This is a genomic window from Roseomonas fluvialis, assembly GCF_022846615.1.
Taxonomy (GTDB): domain Bacteria; phylum Pseudomonadota; class Alphaproteobacteria; order Acetobacterales; family Acetobacteraceae; genus Neoroseomonas; species Neoroseomonas fluvialis.
This window is the reverse complement of sequence record NZ_AP025637.1, coordinates 2,695,616-2,714,641: the sequence shown is the minus strand read 5'-3', so window position 1 is coordinate 2,714,641 and position 19,026 is coordinate 2,695,616. Positions and strand designations below refer to the sequence as shown.

The following is a 19,026-nucleotide window of genomic DNA, read 5'->3' as shown; positions in this document are numbered from 1 at the left end:
CATGCATATCGACTACTACGCGTCGTTGAATTCGCCCTGGACGCATCTGGGGGCGGCGCGGATCGAGGCGCTTGCAGCGCAGCACGGGGCCACGCTGCGCATCTATCCTGTGGATTTCGGCACCATCTTCGCAAATTCCGGCGGGCTGCCACTGCCCAAGCGGTCGGTGCAACGCCAGGCGTATCGGCTGCAGGAACTGGCGCGCTGGCGCGAGGCGCTCGGCATTCCCATCACGATCAAGCCCCAGCATTTTCCGCACAACGAACTGCCGGGCTGCGGCTGCGTCATCGCCCTGCGCGAGACCATGGGTGATGCACCGGCGATCCGCCTCGCGCACCGTATCCTCAAGGCGCTGTGGGAGGAGGAGAAGAACCCCGCCGACCCCGACACGCTGGCCGCGCTGATCGGGGAATGCGGGCTGGATGCGCCGGCGGTGATGGCGCTCGGCGCCGAGCCGCGCTGGCAGGAACGCCGCCTGGCGGACACGCAGGCGGCGCTCGATCGCGGCGTGTTCGGCGCGCCCTGCTACGTGATCGGGGAGGACATCTTCTGGGGCCAGGACCGGCTCGACTTCGTGGCGCGGCGCCTGGCGCGCGGCTGAGGCGCGACATCTGGCGCGCGCGCCACGCGCGACGCATCATCGCGGGGTGCCACGAGGGGACCCCGCGATGACCGACCTTGCTGCCCTGCGCCGGATGACGCTCGACTGGATCGGCGCCAACAGCGCGCGGATGTCCGCCTTCAACGAGCGCATCTGGGAATTCGCCGAACCTGCCTGGCGCGAATACAGGTCAGCCCGCGCCTACGTAGACTTCCTGCGGGCCGAAGGGTTCGAGGTCGAGGAAGGCTCGGGCGGCATGCCGACCGCCTTCGTGGCGCGCTGGGGTTCGGGCGGGCCGTTGCTCGCGTCCTTCTCGGAATACGATGCGGTGCCGGGGAACTGCCAAGCGGTGGTGCCGCGGCGCGAACCCCGCGCCGGGATGCACCCCTATGCGGCAGGGCATACCGACCCGCATTCCTCGCTCGGCACAGCGGCACTCACGGCGGTGCTGGCGGCGAAGGCCGCACTTTCGGCCTCGGGCACGCCAGGCCGACTGGTGCTGTTCGGCGAACCGGCCGAAAAGGTCTGCGGGTCGAAGCCCGTGCATGCGGCGAAGGGCTACTACGACGGTCTCGACGCGGCCGTGGTGTACCATCCGCATCTGCAGAACACCGTGACGGCCGAGACGCAGTTCGGCGCCTATTGGTCCGCTGTCATCACCTTCACCTGCGACAGCCCCGAGACCTGGATCGACAAGTCGCTGCTGCCGATCCGCGACGTGGGCCACGCCGCCGCGCGCGCGCCCGGTGCGACCGACGCGCTGTGCCTGATGTACACGACAACCAAGTACACCAAGGAGGCGATGTTCCCCCATGCCGGCGCCTGGACGCTGAACGAATGCATCCTGCATGGCGGCGATGCGACGTCCGACAACCTCGCGCCGCGCTTCACGCAGATCCAGTATTCCTGGCGCACGCCGTCGCTGCCTATGGCGCAGCAGATCGCGAACGTGCTGATGGCGAATGCGCGCTCCGCCGCGATGGCGACATCCTGCACCGCGCATCTGCGCTGGGTGACCAAGACGCGCGTGGGCCTCGCGAACACCGTGCTGACGGATGCGACCTGGGCGAACCTGCAGGAGGTCGGCCCGCCGACCTACGACGACGCGGCGAAGGGCTTCGCGCGGGAGATCCAGGCGAACCTGGGCCTGGCGCCGATGGAGGATCCGTTCTCGCCGGCCAATACGAAGCTGACGGACCCCGCGGAATTCGAGGCGGGGATGCGCCACTTCCTGCCGCCGTGGCAGTGGCACCTTTCGGCCGATGACTATGTAGAATTCTGCTGGCACTGCCCGACGGTGCGCCTGCTGACCGCACGCCCGCGCCTGCGCGCGCCGGATGCGAACTACGACTACCCGATATGGTCGTACAATGCGCTGGGCGGCCTGCCGGCGGCGATCGACCCGGGCATGTTCGTGGCGGCCAAGACCATGGCGCTCACGCTGGTCGATCTCGCGGCCAAGCCCGGCTTGCTCGATGCCGCGCAGGCAGAATGGCGCGAGCGCACCGGTGGCGGCATGGGGGGATCGAAGTGGGTGCCACCACTGCTGCCACAGGATTTCGCCGCGCCGGTTGACCTGAAATGGCCGGAATACGTGACGACACCGCGCGGCGATGAGTGGTGCGTGCCGACGCCGATGGACGGTCTGGGCGCCGGCGAGCGGCTGTGATCTAGGACGCGGCCGCGCGCCCCGCCGCGCGGCCGGTGGCGAAGCATGCCTGGAGCAGGTAGCCGCCGGTCGGCGCTTCCCAGTCCAGCATTTCGCCGCAGGCGTAGATCCCGGGATGACGCCGCAGCATCAGCGTGTCGTCCAGTTCGGACCAGGCGATGCCGCCGGCGGAGGAGATCGCGCGTGCAATCGGGAAGGGCGCGGTCAGTCGTAGCGGCAATGCCTTGACCAGCGCGGCGAGGTCGTCGCGGGATGCGCCATCATGCAGGGCTTCCTGCACCAGCGCGATTGCAACCGGCGGCAGGCCCGCCGCGCGCCGCAGGTGGTTGGACAGCGTGACCGCAGCTGGGCGTGCATTGACGCGTCGTGCCAGCGTAGCGTGGTCCAGGTCCGGGCGGAGATCGAGCAGCAGCGTGGCGTTCCCCTCCGCCGCGATGGCCTCGCGCAACGGGGCGGAGAGCGCATAGACCGCGCCGCCCTCAATGCCGTGCGCGGTCAGCATCGCCTCGCCGCGCTGCGTGGTGCCGGCGAAGGTGAGGGCGATGCGCTTGAGCGGCATACCGGCGAAGCGCGTGCGGAGGTGGTCCGACCAGGCGACGCAGAAGCCCATGTTGGCGGGGCGCAGCGGTGCGATCGCGACATCGGGCAGAAGCGCGGTCCAGCCGCCATCCGACCCGAGCCGCGGCCAGGATGCGCCGCCGAGCGCCAGCACCGTGGCGTCGGCGCGCTCAACCGCTTCGCCGGCGGGCGATGCGAAACGCAGCGCACCATCCGCCGTGAGGCCCACCCAGCGATGGCGCGTACGCAGCGCGATGCCCTGCGCCGCGAGCCGCGCCAGCCATGCGCGCAACAGCGGCGAGGCCTTCATCGCGTGCGGAAACACGCGGCCCGAACTGCCCACGAAGGTCGGCTGGCCGAGCGCATGGCACCAGGCGCGCAGCGCCTCGGGCGGGAAGGCGCGGATGATCGGCGCCAGCGCGTCGCGCGCCGCGCCGTACCGGTCGAGGAAGCGGTCGATCGGTTCCGAATGCGTCAGGTTCAGCCCGCCGCGCCCCGCGATCAGCAGCTTGCGCGCGACCGACGGCATCTGGTCGACCACCGTCACGGCCGCACCGGCTTCCGCCGCGGCCTCCGCCGCCATCAGCCCCGCGGGGCCGGCGCCGACGACGAAGACGCGCCGCTGCGCGGTCAGGCGGCGGTCCGTTCGAGCAGTTCGATCGACACGTTCTCCGGCCCGCGCAGGAAGGCGATGCGCACGCCCGGGCGTATGGTGTTCGGTTCCATGGTGAAGTGCACGCCCTTGGCCTTCAACTCCGCGACCACCGCATCGATGCCGGTGACGGCAAGGCCGATGTGCTCCAGACCGCGATAGGGCGCGGCGGGCGCATCGCCGGTCATCGCCTCGTTGACCGGCGAGACGAAGATCAACTGGCCGCCCAGGGTGAAGTCGATGCGCTGCGGGCTGCGCGTGAGCGTCACGCCGAAGACGCGTTCGTAGAAGGCGGCGGTCGCCTCGGGGTCCGGGCTGCGCAGGTGGATGTGGTCGAAGGTGAAGCTGGCCATGGGCGGTGGTCCTGTCAGATGGCGCCGGCGCTGCGTAGCGCGGTGCGGGCCGCGTCGTCGTAGCCGAGTTCGGCGAGGATGGCATCGGTGTCGGCGCCGAGCGGATGCGGTGGCGTATCCACGCGCGGCCCACCATGGGCGAAGCCGAAGGCGGCGACCGGCACGCTGAACGGGCCCGCCACGCCATCGGCGTCCTCGAAGCGATGCACCAGGCCGCGCGTGGCGAGGTGCGGGTCCGCCAGTGCCTCGTCCATGCGGCGCACGCGCGCGGCGGGCACGTGGCGCGATTGCAGGAAGGCTTCCCATTCATCGGCGGTACGGGTCGCGAGGATCTCGGTCAGCGCGGCGGCCTCGGCATCGCGCTGCGCCACGCGGTCCTCGTTGCGCGCCTTGGCCATCTCCGGTCGGCCGAGCGCCGACCACAACCGCTTCTGCTGGCGCAGGTTGGACGCGCCGAGCATCACCATGCCATCCCGGGTCGGATAGGCGGAGTTGGTCGCGTATTCATGCGCATTGCCGCGCGGGCGCGCCGGCTTGCCGGTGCGCGAATGGGCGGTGACGTGGGACGCCATCATCATCATCGCGACATCCAGCATCGCGAGGTCGATGCGCTGCCCGAGGCCGGTGCGCTCGCGCTGGAACAGTGCGGCCGAAAGCGCGAAGGCGCCCATTGTGCCGGTCGCATAGTCGATCGCCGGCGCGCCGAGCTTGAGCGGGTTGACCTGTTCGGTCCCGGTGCAGGCCATGATGCCCGAGGTCGCCTGGATCACGTGGTCATAGGCGGTCTGCCCGCCACGCGGCCCGCCCTGGCCGAAGGCGGAGATCGAGCAGTAGATCAGCCGCGGGTTGAGCGCGGACAGTGCCTCGTAGCCCAGGCCCAGGGCCTCGAAGGCGCCGGGGCGGTAGTTCTCGACCAGCACGTCGGCCTGCGCAACCAGGCGCTTGAACACGTCGCGCGCGGCATCCTGCTTCAGGTCGAGCGTCATCGATCGCTTGTTCGATCCCTGCGTCAGGAAATACGTGCCCATGCCGGCGCGATTGAGGTCCCAGTCCGCGCCGGACCCGCGGCTCTGGTCCGGGTCGTCGGGGTGCTCGACCTTGATCACGTCCGCGCCGAGCAGCGCCAGCTGGTAGGCCGCGAACGGCCCGGCCAGGACATGCGTGGCGTCGATGATGCGGATGCCGTCGAAGGGGCGCGACATCAGCCCAGCCCCACATTGTTCCGGCGGATCAGCGCGCCCCAGCGTTCGCGCTCGCGCGCGATGTAGTCGCCGAATTGCGCGGGCGTCATGGGCTGCGCGGTCGCGCCTTCGGTCTCCAGCCGCGCACGGAAGGGGGCTTCACCCAGGACGCGGTTGCAGGCCTCGTTCAATCGCGTGACCAGGGCCGCCGGCGTGCCGGGCGGGGCAACGATGCCGTACCATTGCAGCACGTCGAAGCCGGGCACGCCCTGTTCGGCGATGGTCGGGATGTCGCTGGCCGACGGGAGGCGTTCGAGCGAGGAGATGCCGAGCGCGCGCAACTGCCCCGCGCGCACCGGCGGCAACGCCGGCGGTCCGCCGGTCATCGTGAGGTTGATGGTGCCGGCGATGAGGTCGTTCATCATAGGCCCGGTGCCGCGATAGGGCACATGCGTCATCTCCGTGCCGGTTTCCTCCATGAAGGCGACCATCGAGATATGCGCGGCACTGCCGTTGCCGCCGCTACCATAGGTGAGGCGCCCCGGATCGCGCTTCGCCAGCGCGACCAGCGAGCGCACGTCGGTCGCTTCCAACCGGTTCGTCACCACCAGGAAGTTCGCGACATTCGCCACCAGTGCGACTGGGACGAAGGCGCCGATGTCCCAGGTGAGGGTGCGATACAGCGCGGGGTTCGCGGCGAGCGTGCCGATATGCCCCATCATCAGCGTGTACCCGTCGGGCGCGCTGCGGAAGACCTGCTCGGAGCCGAGCGTGCCACCGGCGCCGGGACGGTTCTCGATGACGAAGGGCTGGCCGAAGATCTCCGACAGGCGCTGCCCCATGCCGCGCGCGAGGATGTCGGTGGACCCGCCCGGCGTGAAGGGCACAATGAGGCGTACCGGTCGGTCCGGCCAGGGCGCCTGTGCGCGCGGTGCCGCCAGTGGCAGCAGCGTGGCGCCGGCAAGGGCAGTGCGGCGGGTGATGGTGGTCATGGCATTCCCTCGATCAGCACGCCGTCGTGGCGCAGCGCGTCGATTTCGTCGGTGGAGAGTCCGGCCTGCGCCAGTATCGCGGCGCCGTCGGCGCCCAGGCGCGGTGCCGGCGGGCGCGGCGGCGTGTTGCCGCCGGAGAAGCGGTTCGGCGCACCGATGGCGATGGTGGCGCCCTCGGTCGGGTGGTCTTCCTCGCGCACCATGCCGACCGCGCGCAGATGTGGGTCGTCGATCAGCGAGGAGAGCGTGTTGTAGGGCGAGGCCGGCACGTCCATGCGGTCGAAGATCTCGAGCCATTCCGCCGTTGTGCGGCCGCCGAGCGAGGTCGCGCGGATGTGGAAGTATTCCTTGGTGTGCTGCACGCGCTGCGCGACCTTGGCGAAGCGCGGATCGGTCTTGAGCTCCGGCCGGCCGATCGCATCGAAGAAGGCATGTGCCTGCGCGTCGGTGTTCGCGCTGATGCAGACGAAGCCATCCTTGGTGGGCAGCGGCTTGCCGTCGGGGCTGAGCACACGGTGGTCGCCGGGCGGGCCGAGGGGCGGGCGGAAGGATGCCGCGCCGAGGTGTTCCTGCATGATGTAGGCGGCCATGTTCTCGAACATCGGCACCTCGATCGCCTCGCCGATGCCGGTCTTCTCGCGACGGTACAGCGCGAAGCCGATCAGCTGCGCGGCGACCAGCCCGACCGTGTGGTCGGCCACCAGGAACGGCACGTAGCGCGGTTCGCCGGTGGAGGCGGCGAAGGTGCCGGCCACGCCCGAGGCGCCCTGGATCACGGTGTCGTAGGCGGCGCGCCCGGCATAGGGACCACCGCTGCCGAAGCCGGTGATGGAGCAATGGATCAGCCGCGGGGCCGCGGCGCGCAGTGCGTCGGCATCGACACCGAGACGCTGCTGTGCGTCAGGACGGATGTTGGTGACGAAGACATCGACGGTGGCCGCGACACGCCGCAGCGCCTCGATGCCGGCGGGCTGCTTCAGGTCGATGGCGATGGATTTCTTGCCGCGGTTGAAGTTGAGGAATTTGCCGTTCATCCCGGCACTGCGGCCGCGGCCGGCCAGGTGGCGCAGCAGATCGCCGGTCGGGGCCTCGACCTTGATGACCTCGGCGCCCTGTTCGCACAGCACATGCGTGCAGATCGGCCCGACCACGACGGCCGAGAGATCGAGTACGCGCACGCCGTCGAGCGGTCCCGCCATCAGCCGATCCTCGCCTCGATGCGCAGCGCGGTCGCGCCGGTGTCGTCCTCGGCCCAGAGGATGCAGCGGCCCTGCGCATCCGGCGCGGTGCCCGACAGCGTCGCCGCACGTCCGCAGAACAGCGGGTTCATGGTGCGCGACGCGGTCTGCAGGACCTGTGCGCCGGGCTGCCGGCGCAGCGCCGCTTCCAGCAGGAACAGCGTGGTCACGCCGCCATTCACCACCAGCGCGGGATAGCCTTCGCCATCGCGCGCATAGTCGGCATCGTAGTGGATGCGGTGGCCGTTGAACTGCAGCGCCGAATAGCGAAACAGCATGACAGGGTCGGGCGTGAAGGCGTCGCGCCAGGCGGCCATGGGCATGGGCGCCGGGTTCTCGGCCTTCGGTTCCGGCGCGTTACGCTTGGGCTCGAGGTAGGCAATGTCCTGTTCCTCGACGGCGATCACATCGCCCGCGCGCGTGATGCTGTGGCGCAGGGTCACGAAGATCAGCGCGCCGCTGCGCCCGACCTTCGGCGTGATGGCAGCGATCATCGTCTCGCGGTCCAGCGCATCGCCCACGCGCGGCGCGGCGGTGTAGGTCAGGCGCCGCCCCCCCAGCATGCGTCGGGGCAGCGGCACGGGCGGCAGGAAGTCGCCCGTCGCGGCGTGGCCATCGGCGCCGAGCGCGGCCTGCGGCGCAGCATCGTCGAACAGCATGCAGAGCCAGTGATTGGGCACCGGCGCACCGTGCTGCAGCGGCACGTCGGTGCGGTCGGTCAGGGCGGCCATGCGGCGCACCAACGGCGCGGCCATCTCGTCCGCGACGGTGCGCGTGCGCCCGACCCAGGATTGCAGGTCGCCCGTCATGGGAAGCCGTAGAGCCGCGCGGGGTTGTCCACCAGCACGCGCTGCAGCGCGGCGGCGTCGGCGAATTCCGGCAGCAGGTCGACCAGTTCGGCCTCGTCGGGTTCCCAGCGAACGTTCGGATGCGGCCAGTCGGTGCCCCACAGCGTGCGGTCGGGCGCGGCCTCGATCAGCTTGCGGGCGAAGGGCACGGCGTCGCGGAAGGGTGGGCCGGCGGCGGATATGCGCTCGGCGCCGGAGACCTTCACCCACCAGTTCGGATCGCGCAGGAGGTCCAGCAGGATCCGGAAGGCGGGATGGTCCGTGCCCTCAGGCACCGGCACGCGGCCCATGTGGTCCACCACCACGGTCAAACGCAGGGAGCGCAGCATCTCCTCGAAGGCGAGGATGCTGTTGAAGTCTACATGCAGCACCAGGTGCCAGCCCATCGCCGCGATGCGGTCCGCGGTGCGACGCAGGAACGCGATGTCGGGCACGCCGCCCAGATGCGGCAGGAAGCCGAAGCGCACGCCGCGCACGCCGCCATCGTGCAGCGCCTGGTATTCGCGGTCGCCAAAGCTCTCATCCACCAACGCCACGCCGCGCCAGGCACCGTTGCTGGCCGCGATGCCATCCAGCATGGCGCGGTTGTCGGACTTGTAGACGGTGGTCTGCACGATGACGGCGCGCTGTACGCCAAGCCGCGCATGCAGCGCGACCAGGTCGTCGCGTGTGCGCTCGGGCGGCGTGTAGGGCGCGCCCTTGGCGACCGGGTAGCGGTCGAAGGGCCCCCAGATGTGCACATGCGTGTCGCAGCTGCCGGACGGCAGGACGAAATTCGGGCGGCGGTCGGAGGCCATGATCGGTCAGCCTTGCGGGAAGTCATACAGGCGCGCGGGCGTGTCGGTCAGGATCTTCCGCCGCAGCACGGGATCGGTCGTCCAGTCGAGGAAAACGCGCAGCAGCCGCGCGGCATCCGGGCGCCCGCCATCGGGGCGCGGATGCGGCCAGTCGGTGCCCCAGACCAGCGCATCCGGATTGGCAGCGACCAGCGCGTCGTGGAACGGCTTCGCCTCGATATAATCGGGCTTCAGCGCGCCCAGGCGATAGGTGCCCGACAGCTTCGCCATGTAGCGCCCGTCGCCCACCCCGCGGACCAGCGCCTGGAAGCCGGGGTCGTTCGTGCCGTGGCTGTGGTGCAGCCGGCCCATGTGGTCGACCACGATCGGTACGGGAACCGTAGCGAGGCGCGGTTCGAGTTCCGGCAGATGCCGCGCGTCGATCCATAGCTGCAGGTGCCAGCCGAGCTCGGCCATGACGGGGAAGAATGGCTCGATTTCCGCCAGGCGCACGCCGCCATGGTAGGCGGCCTGGCCGTCGCGGAGGTATTCGTTCGCACGCAGGCCGCGAATGCCGTCGCGGTGCATGGCACGCAGCGTATCCGGCGTGGCCTCGGCACCCACCACCGCCACGCCGCGCAGCCGGTCCGGTGCGCGGCGCAGCGCATCGAGCGTGCAGGCATTGTCGCGGTCATAGGCGGAGGGCTGCACGATCACGCCGCGGTCGAGCTGCAGGCGGTCGAGCAGCGCGAGGTAGTCCTCGAGCGTCTCGTCCTCCGGCGTGTAGGACCGCGGCTCAGCGTAGGGGAAGCGCGCGGCGGGGCCGAAGATGTGGCAGTGGCAGTCCGTGGCGCCAGGCGGCGTCTCGCGCGGGGTCATTGGGCAGTGATGCCGGCGGAGCGCACGACCTCACGCGAGCGGTTCAGGTCGTCGCGGATGAAGGCGCTGAAGCCCGCGGGAGTGGCGAGCGCGCCGGAGGCGGTCTCCCCGCCCATGGCTTCCATGCGGCGCTGGAAGTCGGCCTCCGCGACGATGGCCGCCATGGCCTCGCCCAGCCTGCGCAGCACCTCGGGCGGCGTACCGGCGGGAGCGAGCAGCCCGACATAGGAGGCCGCGGTGAAGCCGGGGACGCCCTGTTCGATCATGGTCGGCACGTCCGGCAACGCGTTCAGCCGCGTCAGCGAGGCCACCGCCAGGATGCGTCCCTTGCTGTCGCGATGCAGCGGCAGCGCGGTGGAGAATTCGGTGAACAGCATCGGGATGTTGCCGGCCACGAAATCGGGCAGCGCGGCGCCGCCGCCGCGATAGGGCACGTGCAGGATGCGCGCGCCGGAGACGAGCTTGAAGGCTTCGAGTGAGAGATGCGTGGCGCTCGCGACACCGGCGGTGCCGGCGCCCAGCGCATCGGGCTGTGCGCGCGACGCGGCGATGACATCCGCCAGGCTGCGCTGCGGCGCGCCCTGCTGCACCATCAGGCAATGCGGCACCTGCATGGCCATCGCGATGGCGGCGAAGTCGCGCTCGGCATCATAGGGCAGGCGGGCCTGCACGGCGGGGTTCACGCTGAGCGGGCCATTCGATCCGATCAGCAGGGTATAGCCATCGGGGCGCGCGCGCGCGACCTCGGCCGCACCCACCGCGCCGCCGGCGCCGGGGCGGTTCTCGACCACCACCGGCTGGCCGAGCTTCTCCGACAGGCGGGGCTGCAGGATGCGCGCGATGACATCGGCATTGCCGCCGGCGGCGAAGGGCACCACGACGCGGATCGGACGGTCGGGCCAGGTGGCCTGCGCGCGCGCAGCGGGCGCGGCAAGGAGGGCTGCGGCGGCGAGCGCCTGGCGGCGGCTGACCATCGGATGGTTCTCCGTGTGCTTCCTGGACGGACCACCTATCGCACGTCGCGCCGCACCCTCAAAGCAGGCGCATCGGTACGGCGACGGCCCCCTGCATGAGACGCCGCGCGGTGCGAAACACCACGGCGCTGTCGGCGAACCATCCGGTTTCGCGGTGCGAAACCTCGGCACCGACCGACAGGATGCCCGAGGGGTTGGCGACGCGCACCTCGTCCGCGATGGCGCGCGTGGCAAGCGCATGGGGCAGCGAGCCCGCGATGCCGCAGGCAACGCCGAGCGCCATCCCGCCGGTGAGCGGTACGGCGCGATGGGCGCGTTCCATCGAGATCATGCGAACGGCGATGTCGTGCGAGGCGGCGTCCTGCGTCGCGCCGTCCAGCGCGCGATAGGGGGCGGGCGGGGCAACCACCGCGACCTTGGGGATGGCGAGCGGCGCGGCCTCGGGCGTCGCGCACAACCCCATGCGCACCGCGGCGCGGCGGCGCAGCGCATCGAGGCGCGCCATCAGCGCGGGTTCGGCCTCGATCGCGTCGGGGCTTTCGGTGCCGGTCAGGCCGAGTTCGCGTGCTTCGAGGAAGACGCAGGCATTGGCGGCATCGACCAGGGTCGCGGCATAGTCGCGCCCGTCATGGTGCAGCGTGTCCAGCGCGTTGCCGGTCGGCAGCAGGGCGCCGGTCGCGCCACCGCCGGGGGCGAGGAAATCGAGCCGGATGCGCGCACCGGTGCCCGACACGCCGGCCATCGCGAAGTCGCCCGCCACGGCCGCGCGCCCGCCGCGCACCGGAAAGCGCGCATGGATGATGCGGCGCGTGTTGACCTGGTGGATGCGCACCAGCGCCTCGCCGTCGCTCGCGCGCACCAGGCCTTCGTCGATCGCGAAGGGGCCAATGGCGGAGGACAGGTTGCCGCAGTTGGACGACCAGTCCACCAGCGGCCGATCCACCGCGACCTGCGCGAAGGTGTAGTCCACATCCGCGTCCGCGTGCGTCGGCGGGCCAACGATCACGGCCTTGGACAAGGAGGAGATACCACCGCCCATGCCGTCGAGCTGCCGGCCGTAGGGATCGGGGCTGCCCAGCACCGACAGGAAGATCGGGTCCTGCCGCGCGCGATCGGCCGGCAGGTGCTTCGCGTGGAAGAACACTCCCTTGGAGGACCCCCCGCGCATGAAGACGGCGGGGATGAAGGCCTGGTCCATCTGGCGGTTCCTGTCGCGGGCGCTATGTTGGGCGCGGTTTCAGCCGGAAGGGATGCCCATGCTCGATCGATCCGCCAAGGGCGTTTTCGTCATCGCCCCCACGCCGTTCCTGCCGGACGGGTCGCTCGACCTCGACAGCACCGACCGCATGACGGATGCCTTCATGGCGGCCGGTGCGGCCGGCATGACCATCCTGGGCGTCATGGGCGAGGCGCCGAAGCTGACGGAAGCCGAGAGCCTGACCTTCGTCGATCGCGTGCTGAAGCGCGTGGCGGGGCGCATCCCGGTGGTGGTCGGTGCCTCGGCGCCGGGCTTCGCGCAGATGAGGGCGATCGCGCGCGGGTCGATGGACCTTGGCGCCGCGGGCATCATGGTCTCGCCGACGCCGGGTCTGAAGGGCGACGAGGCCGTGGTGTCCTACATCGCGCAGGCGGTGGACGTGGTGAACGCACCCTTCGTGCTGCAGGACTATCCTCAGCTGACGGGCATCACAATGACCGCGCCGATGATCGCGCGCATGGCGGCCGACCAGCGCGTGGTGATGCTGAAGGCGGAGGACTGGCCGGGCCTCGACAAGCTGACCGCGGTGCGGAAGCTGGAAGCCGAGGGCAAGATGCCGCGCGTGTCGATCCTGGGCGGCGTGGGCGGGCAGTTCCTGCCCGAGGAACTCGCGCGCGGGGCCGATGGCATCATGACCGGCTATGCCTTTCCGGAGATGCTGGTGAATGTGTGCCGCATGATGTGGGCGGGAAGCCGCGATGCGGCGCAGGACCTGTTCGACCTGCACCTGCCGCTGATCCGCACCGAGGTGCAGCCGGGGCTGGGCCTCGCGATCCGGAAGTACGTGCTGAAGCGCCGCGGCATCATCGCGCATGACACGCTGCGCGCCCCGGGCCCGAAGCTGAGCGCCGAGACGGTGGGCGAGGTGGACTACCTGCTGGCGCGGCTGGCGCGGACGGAGAAGCTGGCCGCGGCGGCGTGAACCCTGGCCAGGCAGCGCTCTGGGGTCCTCTCGTCAAAGCCAGTCCGTTAAGATTTCGCTGACGGTGATCCGGCGGACCAGGCCGAGGTCATTCTCGATCCGGACGCTGGTTCTCGCGTTACCCACCAAGAGTCGTCGGTCGTTGATGGTGCAAACATCAACCGTCTGATTGTTCATCCACGGGATGGATCCGCAGTGGAACCCGTGCGTGCGCAGGATCTCCACGAGTGCTGCCGGATCGCGGCACATGAAGCCTTCACGCAGCGCTGTCTCCAGCCTGCCCGCTCGTGTGTTGCGGCTTCCGCGCCAGATTGCGGCAATGTCAGGGGGATGCGCGGTGCGCGGCCGTTCACCCTCGCAGACGGCGGTGGGCTGCGGCGAGGACTGAGCCCTCGCGCCGTTTGCCCCATGCGTCGATGGGAGCGAGCTGGCGAGAAGCATTGCCGCGACTGCCATTGCGACTCGGTTTTGCATCGATTTACTGCCTGCTCCCGATCACCCGCCGGATGGCGAAGGACGACTGGATCCGTGCCACACCCGGCAGGCGCGAGAGCTGTTCCTTGTGGATGCGTTCGTAATCCGCGGCGTCGCGGACTTCCACGCGTAGCAGGTAGTCCGACATGCCCGTCATCAGGAAGCAGTCGCGCACTTCCGGCAGGCGGCGCACCGCGCCTTCGAAGCGCGACAGGTGTTCCTCGGTCTGCCGGTCGAGCGTGATCTGCACGATCACCGTGACGGTGGCGCGGTCCTGGGGTTCCTCGATGATCGCGGTGTAGCCGCGGATCACGCCGCGCGTTTCCAGCAGGCGCAACCGCCGCAGGCAGGCGGATTGCGACAGGCCCACCGCCTCGGCCAGTGCCGCATTGGTCATGCGGCCATCCTGGCGGAGCGCCTTCAGGATCCGATGGTCGGCATCGTCGAGCATTGGCAGAATCTGCGAAGGACCTGTGGTTCCTGCGAACCGGAACGGCGCATATAGCAGAATCCTCGCCTGTTCCGCAGCAAATGCGATGTCTTCCGCGCCATCATTGCCGCATCGGAGCGAAGGGGTTCACCACCATGCGCGTCATTGTCCTTGGCAGCGGCGTCGTCGGCGTCACCAGCGCATGGTACCTGGCGCGCGCGGGCCATGAGGTGACGGTGCTGGACCGCCAGCCCGCCGCGGGGATGGAGACGTCCTTCGCCAATGCGGGTCAGCTCTCCTACGGCTATTCCGCGCCCTGGGCCGGGCCGGGCATTCCCGTGAAGGCGCTGAAGTGGCTGATGATGCGCCACCGTCCTCTGGTGCTGTGGCCGCGCGCGGACCAGCGCCTGTACACTTGGCTCGCAAAGATGCTGGCCAACTGCACCGAGGCCGCCTACCGGCTGAACAAGACGCGCATGGTGCGGCTCGCGGAATTCTCGCGCGACTGCCTGGGCGACCTGCGGCGCGAGACGGGCATCGCCTATGACGGGCGATCGATGGGCACGCTGCAGCTGTTCCGCACGCAGAAGCAGCTGGATGCGGTGGGCGGCGATACCGCGGTGCTGGATACCTTCAAGGTGCCCTACGAGGTGCTCGATCCAGCCGGGTGCATCGCCGCCGAGCCTGCGCTGCAGCACGTGCGGGGCAAGTTCGTGGGCGGGCTGCGCCTGGCAGATGACGAGACCGGCGACGCGCACATCTTCACGCAGCGCCTGGCCGCGATGGCCGAGGCGATCGGCGTGCGATTCCGCTACGGCGTGACCATCAAGGGCCTGACCACCGAAGGCGACCGCGTGACCGGCGTGGTGACCGGCACCGGCACCGAGACGGCGGATGCCTATGTCGCCGCGCTGGGGTCCTACACGCCCGCGCTGCTCGCGCCGCTGGGCGTGCGCGTGCCGGTCTATCCGGTGAAGGGCTATTCGCTGACGCTGCCGGTGAAGGACGATGGCGGCGCGCCGGTCTCGACCGTGATGGACGAGACCTACAAGGTCGCGATCACGCGCCTGGGCGATCGCATCCGCGTGGGCGGCACGGCCGAACTGGCAGGCTTCTCGATGGCGCTGCGCAAGCCCAGGCGCGAGACGCTGGAACACTCCGTGACTGACCTGTTCCCGCGCGGCGGCAACGTGGCGGAGGCGTCGTTCTGGACCGGCCTGCGGCCGATGACGCCCGATGGCACGCCGGTGGTCGGCCCGACGCGGCTGCGCAACCTGCACCTGAACACGGGGCATGGCACGCTGGGCTGGACCATGGCCTGCGGGTCGGGCCGCGTGCTGGCGGACCTTGTGACCGGCCGCAAGCCGGAGATCGACACGGCGGACCTGGCGGTGGATCGCTACGCCACGGCCTGACCTTCACGGCGCGGCGGTTCCTTGCCACCCTGCGATGCACATGCAGGAGGAACCGCCATGCCCAAGGTCGCCATCCACGTCGAGTTCAAGCCGAAGCCCGGCAGCCACGCCGCCTTCGATGCACTGATCCGCGAGCACGCGCGCCTGACGCTGTCCGAGGAACCGGGCTGCGAGCGCTTCGACGTGCTGCAGCCGATGAACGCCGACGGCACGCGCGACGAAAGCCGGATCATGCTGGTCGAGGTCTATACGGATAAGGATGCCGTCAAGGCGCATGTGGCGAACCCGCGCATGCCCAAGGTGCGCGAGGCCTATACCCCGCTGATCGACGGCCGCGTGCTGACCATGTGCGAACTGTGACGCCGCCCGCCATCCCGCCACCCGGCGTCTTCGGTCACAACCGCAGCCTCGTCACGCCGCACTACGCGATGATGCCGCCGGCGGGCATTCTGCCCTCGCGGCTGCCGGGCTTCGCGGAGACGGTGGTGCGCTTCCAGGCGGCGCCGGCACTCGGCGCCCGCTTCGCGCAGGCCTTGCTGGAGATCGGCGCGGGCGGCGGCACCACGGCGCCACGCGATGATGGGCTCGAGCATTTCTTCTACGTGCTCGACGGTGCCGTGGACGTCACGGTCGGTGGGCAGGCGCAGCGGCTTGGCCCGGGCGGCTACGCCTTCGTGCCGCCCGGCATCGCCTGGGGGCTGCGAGCCGAAGCACCGGCGCAGGTGGCCTGGGTGAAGCGCCCCTACGAACCGCTGCCCGGCGTGGCGCCGCCCGTGCCGCGCTTCGGCAACCGGGCCGATGTGCCGCGCGACACCACCAACCGGCCGGGCCGCTACATCCAGTTCCTGCTCGGTACCGGCGACCTGGCCTTCGACTTCGAGATGAACCTGATGGGCTTCGAGCCGGGGTCGCATTTCCCCTGCATCGAGACGCACATCATGGAGCACGGGCTGCTGATGGTCGAAGGCCAGGGCAATTACCTGCTCGGCCGCGACTGGCACGAGGTCTGGACCGGCGACTTCATCTGGATGGGCCCCTTCGTGCCGCAGCAATTCTACTGCACCGGATGGGGCCCCGCCGCCTATCTGCTTTACAAGAACGTCAATCGCGACGTGACGTTCTGACGCCCTTCAGCGCGCGCGGGCCAGCAGGCGGCGCGCGCGTTCGACCACAGGCAGGTCGATCATCTGGCCTTCGAAGGCCACCGCACCGAGGCCTTGCGCGATCGCGGCGTCGAAGGCAGAGATCAGGCGGCGGGCGCGGTCGACCTCGGCGGGCGAGGGGCCGTATTCCTCGTTGATGATGGCGACCTGCGCGGGGTGGATACAAGCCTGGCAGGCGAAGCCCAGCGCGCGCGAACGCTTGAGCGAGGCGCGATAGCCCTCGAGGTCCGAGAAATCCGCGAAGGGGCCGACCGAACCCATCGGCTGGATGCGCGCTGCCCGCGCCGCGGCCACCACCATCATGCCGAAGTGGTAGAGCAGGTCGCCGCCCGGCACGGCTTCCAGTTCCGTCGACAGGTCTTCCGCGCCGACGCCGAGCGTGACCACGCGCGGATCGGCGGCGGCGATGGCACCCAGCAGCGGTAGCGCATCGGGTGTCTCGACCACCGCGACGAAGCGGGTGTGGCCGGGCGCCATGCCGAGCTTGGCCTCCCGCATCGCGACCACTTCCGACAGCAGGCGGATGTGTTCGGGGCCCATCACCTTGGGCAGGATCAACGTTCCGACCGCAGGCATGATCGCGGCGGCGATGTCGGGCACCGCGAGGTCGAGCGGGCGGTTGATGCGCACCGCCACCTCCGCACCGGCCTGGCCGACCGTCGCGGCTGCCGCGGGCAGCGCATCGCGCGCGTCCTGCTTGTCGCCGGGCGGGATGGAATCCTCGAGGTCGAGAATGATGACGTCCGCGCCCCGCGTGTGCGCCTTGGAGACGAATTTCTCGCCGGTGGCGGGCACGAACAACATCGAACGCCAGGTCGTGGGGGAGGCTCGGGTCATGCGAATATCAGGTCCATCGTGGCGCAGAGATTGCCGTCCTTGTCCGCTGCCCAGCACGCCATCTTGCCATCCGCCGGCGCGGCGCCGCACAGCGTGACGGTGTCGTTCACCCAGAGCGGCCGCGCCAGCCGTGCCGTGAAGCCCGCAAGACGCCCCGGCGCACGCTTCAGCGCCGCATCCAGCAAAAGCTGCATGGTCAGCCCGCCATTCTGCACGGTGGCGGGATAGCCTTCCTCGGTGCGCGCGTAGTCGGCGTCGTAGTGGATGCGGTGCGCGTTCCACGTCACCGACGAATAGCGGAACACCAGCGCGGAGGAGAGCAGCACCGGGTCGGCGTAGATGCCGTTGGTGGGCGCGGGGTTGGGCGGCGTCTGCGGGCTCGGCTGGCCGGGCGGCGGAGCCTCGCGGTACATCGCGTCGAATTCGTCCACCGCGATGGTGCGGCCTTCGCATTCGATGACGTGGCGCATGGTCAGGATCGCCATGCGCCCGGTGCGGCCGATCTTGGGCAGCACCTGTGCGACGATAGCGCGCTTGATGGCGGGCGTGCCGATGCGCAGCGATTCATGGATCGTCACGCGCCGTCCCGCGCCCATGCGCCGTGGCAGCGGGATGGGCGGCAGGAACACGCCCTTGTTGGGGTGGCCGTCGGGGCCGATGTCGCCCTGCTTCGCGATGTCCGGGAAGAACATGGTGAACCAGTGCGGTGGCAGCGCATCGCCATGCTTCAGGCTGGCCGGGTCGATGTCGAGCATGGCCCCGATGCGGCGCGCGGAGGACAGGCCGATCTCGTCCTCCACCACGCGCTCGCGCCCTACCCAGTCCTGCAGCGCGGCGATCGCCGCCTCGAATTCCGCATCGGTCATGTCAGTTCATCGTGTCCCAGCACAGGCGCGTCAGCCGCCCGGCGGTGGCATAGGCGGCGGTGAAGCCCGGCAGTCCGTCCGGCAGCGTGTCGGGCACGCGGTCGCAATAGACCGCGATGATGAAGCGCGGCGCGTCGCCACGATAGACCACGCCCGCATCCATCCGCCCGCGTGGCCCGCGCCCGGTCTTGTTCGCCACCTTGGTCTTGGCCGGCAACAGCGACGGGATCAGGTTGCGCAGCCGCTGCCAGGACAGGATGTCGAGGCCGAGCCGGCAGAGTTCCGGCGTGGCACCCAGCGCGGCGGCGGCAGCCGGGTCCTTGGCGCCGGCGACCATGCGATCGAGCAGCAGGACCTGGTCCTGCGCCGTGGTGCTCGCCACTGCGTCGATCGGGTGGTCCCAGGCCAGGCCTGGCGGTGGGAAGTTCACGCGATGCGTCGTACCGGTCATGCCGATGCCGCGGCACCACGCGTTGAGTTCGTCGCGATCGAGCCGCTCCAGCACGATCTGCGTGGAGACATTGTCCGACGTGATGATCATGTTCACGAAGGCGTCGCGCAGCGGGATCACGCAGCCGGGCGTCATGTACTGGTAGGTGCCGCTCTCGACACCTTCCTGCAGGCGCGCCTCGATGGTGCAGGGCTCGTCCAGGCGCAGCTTGCCCTCATGCACCTTGGACAGCGCGTGCATCAGGATCGAGGTCTTGCGCGTGCTGGCCGAGGGCGTGACCACGTCGCCGCCACGATCGGCGTGCCATCCGGTCGCGAGGTCCTTCACGAACCAGGTGGTGTCGAAGGGTTGCGCATCGCAGACGGCGTTCATCCGCGAAACCAGGTCCTGCATGTCGGTTCCTCCTGCGCGGCGGAGGCTAGCCCCGCGGCGTGCGGCTGGCCAGGGCGGACGCCGCTTCGCATTCCGCCCGCGCGCATCAGGCGCTAG

Annotated in this window: 21 protein-coding genes; 6 read left to right on the top strand and 15 right to left on the bottom strand. The window is 70.1% G+C overall.

Translation table 11 applies throughout. From position 1 onward, the window contains the following. Window position 1: 1 nt before the first annotated feature. Window positions 2-601 (top strand): 2-hydroxychromene-2-carboxylate isomerase, encoded by a 600-nt coding sequence (locus tag MWM08_RS13130; RefSeq protein WP_244459883.1) that lies wholly within the window; start codon window positions 2-4, stop codon window positions 599-601. A gap of 67 nt (window positions 602-668) precedes the next feature. Next, entirely contained in the window at window positions 669-2,270 is a 1,602-nt protein-coding gene (locus tag MWM08_RS13125) for a zinc-binding metallopeptidase family protein (RefSeq protein WP_244459882.1), read from the top strand. Between the two features lies 1 nt (window position 2,271). On the opposite strand, the gene MWM08_RS13120 is transcribed toward MWM08_RS13125, so the two are convergent. The 10 genes from MWM08_RS13120 to MWM08_RS13075 are packed head-to-tail and all read right to left on the bottom strand — an operon-like array spanning window position 2,272 to window position 11,919. Next, window positions 2,272-3,462, bottom strand: coding sequence for a TIGR03862 family flavoprotein (locus MWM08_RS13120; RefSeq protein WP_255751407.1), 1,191 nt, complete (start codon window positions 3,460-3,462; stop codon window positions 2,272-2,274). Then, window positions 3,459-3,833 carry a VOC family protein gene (locus MWM08_RS13115; protein ID WP_244459880.1) on the bottom strand — a complete coding sequence of 125 codons (375 nt, stop codon included), beginning with the start codon at window positions 3,831-3,833 and terminating at the stop codon, window positions 3,459-3,461. The genes MWM08_RS13120 and MWM08_RS13115 overlap by 4 nt, the downstream gene beginning before the upstream one ends. Window positions 3,834-3,847: 14 nt before the next feature. Next, complete coding sequence (locus MWM08_RS13110; RefSeq protein ID WP_244459879.1) at window positions 3,848-5,035, bottom strand: CaiB/BaiF CoA transferase family protein; 1,188 nt, start codon at window positions 5,033-5,035, stop codon at window positions 3,848-3,850. Continuing rightward, complete coding sequence (locus MWM08_RS13105) at window positions 5,035-6,006, bottom strand: Bug family tripartite tricarboxylate transporter substrate binding protein (protein ID WP_244459878.1); 972 nt, start codon at window positions 6,004-6,006, stop codon at window positions 5,035-5,037. The genes MWM08_RS13110 and MWM08_RS13105 overlap by 1 nt, the downstream gene beginning before the upstream one ends. Beyond that, entirely contained in the window at window positions 6,003-7,205 is a 1,203-nt protein-coding gene (locus MWM08_RS13100) for a CaiB/BaiF CoA transferase family protein (RefSeq protein ID WP_244459877.1), read from the bottom strand. Before MWM08_RS13100 ends, MWM08_RS13105 begins: the two co-directional genes overlap by 4 nt. Next, window positions 7,205-8,053, bottom strand: a complete 849-nt coding sequence (locus tag MWM08_RS13095; RefSeq protein ID WP_244459876.1) for an HTD2 family dehydratase — start codon at window positions 8,051-8,053, stop codon at window positions 7,205-7,207. The genes MWM08_RS13100 and MWM08_RS13095 overlap by 1 nt, the downstream gene beginning before the upstream one ends. Further along, window positions 8,050-8,889, bottom strand: coding sequence for an amidohydrolase family protein (locus tag MWM08_RS13090; protein WP_244459875.1), 840 nt, complete (start codon window positions 8,887-8,889; stop codon window positions 8,050-8,052). Before MWM08_RS13090 ends, MWM08_RS13095 begins: the two co-directional genes overlap by 4 nt. A gap of 6 nt (window positions 8,890-8,895) precedes the next feature. Continuing rightward, window positions 8,896-9,747, bottom strand: coding sequence for an amidohydrolase family protein (locus MWM08_RS13085; RefSeq protein ID WP_244459874.1), 852 nt, complete (start codon window positions 9,745-9,747; stop codon window positions 8,896-8,898). Next, complete coding sequence (locus tag MWM08_RS13080) at window positions 9,744-10,721, bottom strand: Bug family tripartite tricarboxylate transporter substrate binding protein (protein WP_244459873.1); 978 nt, start codon at window positions 10,719-10,721, stop codon at window positions 9,744-9,746. The genes MWM08_RS13085 and MWM08_RS13080 overlap by 4 nt, the downstream gene beginning before the upstream one ends. A gap of 58 nt (window positions 10,722-10,779) precedes the next feature. Beyond that, window positions 10,780-11,919, bottom strand: coding sequence for a 2-methylaconitate cis-trans isomerase PrpF family protein (locus MWM08_RS13075; RefSeq protein ID WP_244459872.1), 1,140 nt, complete (start codon window positions 11,917-11,919; stop codon window positions 10,780-10,782). Between the two features lie 58 nt (window positions 11,920-11,977). Between MWM08_RS13075 and MWM08_RS13070 the strand changes: the two genes are divergently transcribed. Continuing rightward, window positions 11,978-12,901 carry a dihydrodipicolinate synthase family protein gene (locus MWM08_RS13070; RefSeq protein ID WP_244459871.1) on the top strand — a complete coding sequence of 308 codons (924 nt, stop codon included), beginning with the start codon at window positions 11,978-11,980 and terminating at the stop codon, window positions 12,899-12,901. Window positions 12,902-12,934: 33 nt separating this feature from the next. On the opposite strand, the gene MWM08_RS13065 is transcribed toward MWM08_RS13070, so the two are convergent. Continuing rightward, the gene (locus MWM08_RS13065; protein WP_244459870.1) at window positions 12,935-13,342 is read right to left on the bottom strand and encodes a hypothetical protein; all 408 of its coding nucleotides are present in this window, start codon (window positions 13,340-13,342) and stop codon (window positions 12,935-12,937) included. A 37-nt stretch (window positions 13,343-13,379) separates the two neighbouring features. Next, entirely contained in the window at window positions 13,380-13,826 is a 447-nt protein-coding gene (locus tag MWM08_RS13060; protein WP_244459869.1) for an Lrp/AsnC family transcriptional regulator, read from the bottom strand. A 134-nt stretch (window positions 13,827-13,960) separates the two neighbouring features. Between MWM08_RS13060 and MWM08_RS13055 the strand changes: the two genes are divergently transcribed. From MWM08_RS13055 to allE, 3 genes are read left to right on the top strand one after another with little or no spacing between them, the layout of a single operon-like run. Beyond that, window positions 13,961-15,220 (top strand): D-amino acid dehydrogenase, encoded by a 1,260-nt coding sequence (locus MWM08_RS13055; RefSeq protein WP_244459868.1) that lies wholly within the window; start codon window positions 13,961-13,963, stop codon window positions 15,218-15,220. Between the two features lie 57 nt (window positions 15,221-15,277). Then, complete coding sequence (locus MWM08_RS13050; protein WP_244459867.1) at window positions 15,278-15,580, top strand: putative quinol monooxygenase; 303 nt, start codon at window positions 15,278-15,280, stop codon at window positions 15,578-15,580. Further along, window positions 15,577-16,344, top strand: coding sequence for a (S)-ureidoglycine aminohydrolase (gene allE / locus MWM08_RS13045; RefSeq protein ID WP_244459866.1), 768 nt, complete (start codon window positions 15,577-15,579; stop codon window positions 16,342-16,344). Before MWM08_RS13050 ends, allE begins: the two co-directional genes overlap by 4 nt. A gap of 6 nt (window positions 16,345-16,350) precedes the next feature. On the opposite strand, the gene MWM08_RS13040 is transcribed toward allE, so the two are convergent. From MWM08_RS13040 to MWM08_RS13030, 3 genes are read right to left on the bottom strand one after another with little or no spacing between them, the layout of a single operon-like run. Beyond that, entirely contained in the window at window positions 16,351-17,220 is an 870-nt protein-coding gene (locus tag MWM08_RS13040; protein WP_244459865.1) for an HpcH/HpaI aldolase/citrate lyase family protein, read from the bottom strand. Further along, window positions 17,217-18,086, bottom strand: a complete 870-nt coding sequence (locus MWM08_RS13035) for an HTD2 family dehydratase (protein ID WP_244459864.1) — start codon at window positions 18,084-18,086, stop codon at window positions 17,217-17,219. The genes MWM08_RS13040 and MWM08_RS13035 overlap by 4 nt, the downstream gene beginning before the upstream one ends. A 1-nt stretch (window position 18,087) precedes the next feature. After that, the gene (locus MWM08_RS13030; RefSeq protein ID WP_244459863.1) at window positions 18,088-18,930 is read right to left on the bottom strand and encodes a serine hydrolase; all 843 of its coding nucleotides are present in this window, start codon (window positions 18,928-18,930) and stop codon (window positions 18,088-18,090) included. Between the last annotated feature and the right edge of the window lie 96 nt (window positions 18,931-19,026).

Excerpts from the sequence above, each read along its gene's own strand:
- MWM08_RS13085 (WP_244459874.1), bottom strand. The coding sequence starts at position 9,747 with ATGACCCCGCGCGAGACGCCGCCTGGCGCCACGGACTGCCACTGCCAC.
- MWM08_RS13030 (WP_244459863.1), bottom strand. The coding sequence starts at position 18,930 with ATGCAGGACCTGGTTTCGCGGATGAACGCCGTCTGCGATGCGCAACCC.
- MWM08_RS13105 (WP_244459878.1), bottom strand. The coding sequence starts at position 6,006 with ATGACCACCATCACCCGCCGCACTGCCCTTGCCGGCGCCACGCTGCTG.
- MWM08_RS13040 (WP_244459865.1), bottom strand. The coding sequence starts at position 17,220 with ATGACCCGAGCCTCCCCCACGACCTGGCGTTCGATGTTGTTCGTGCCC.
- MWM08_RS13050 (WP_244459867.1), top strand. The coding sequence starts at position 15,278 with ATGCCCAAGGTCGCCATCCACGTCGAGTTCAAGCCGAAGCCCGGCAGC.
- MWM08_RS13090 (WP_244459875.1), bottom strand. The coding sequence starts at position 8,889 with ATGGCCTCCGACCGCCGCCCGAATTTCGTCCTGCCGTCCGGCAGCTGC.
- MWM08_RS13055 (WP_244459868.1), top strand. The coding sequence starts at position 13,961 with ATGCGCGTCATTGTCCTTGGCAGCGGCGTCGTCGGCGTCACCAGCGCA.
- MWM08_RS13080 (WP_244459873.1), bottom strand. The coding sequence starts at position 10,721 with ATGGTCAGCCGCCGCCAGGCGCTCGCCGCCGCAGCCCTCCTTGCCGCG.
- MWM08_RS13095 (WP_244459876.1), bottom strand. The coding sequence starts at position 8,053 with ATGACGGGCGACCTGCAATCCTGGGTCGGGCGCACGCGCACCGTCGCG.
- MWM08_RS13130 (WP_244459883.1), top strand. The coding sequence starts at position 2 with ATGCATATCGACTACTACGCGTCGTTGAATTCGCCCTGGACGCATCTG.
- MWM08_RS13070 (WP_244459871.1), top strand. The coding sequence starts at position 11,978 with ATGCTCGATCGATCCGCCAAGGGCGTTTTCGTCATCGCCCCCACGCCG.
- MWM08_RS13065 (WP_244459870.1), bottom strand. The coding sequence starts at position 13,342 with ATGCTTCTCGCCAGCTCGCTCCCATCGACGCATGGGGCAAACGGCGCG.
- MWM08_RS13110 (WP_244459879.1), bottom strand. The coding sequence starts at position 5,035 with ATGTCGCGCCCCTTCGACGGCATCCGCATCATCGACGCCACGCATGTC.
- MWM08_RS13125 (WP_244459882.1), top strand. The coding sequence starts at position 669 with ATGACCGACCTTGCTGCCCTGCGCCGGATGACGCTCGACTGGATCGGC.
- MWM08_RS13060 (WP_244459869.1), bottom strand. The coding sequence starts at position 13,826 with ATGCTCGACGATGCCGACCATCGGATCCTGAAGGCGCTCCGCCAGGAT.
- MWM08_RS13035 (WP_244459864.1), bottom strand. The coding sequence starts at position 18,086 with ATGACCGATGCGGAATTCGAGGCGGCGATCGCCGCGCTGCAGGACTGG.
- MWM08_RS13075 (WP_244459872.1), bottom strand. The coding sequence starts at position 11,919 with ATGGACCAGGCCTTCATCCCCGCCGTCTTCATGCGCGGGGGGTCCTCC.
- MWM08_RS13115 (WP_244459880.1), bottom strand. The coding sequence starts at position 3,833 with ATGGCCAGCTTCACCTTCGACCACATCCACCTGCGCAGCCCGGACCCC.
- MWM08_RS13100 (WP_244459877.1), bottom strand. The coding sequence starts at position 7,205 with ATGGCGGGACCGCTCGACGGCGTGCGCGTACTCGATCTCTCGGCCGTC.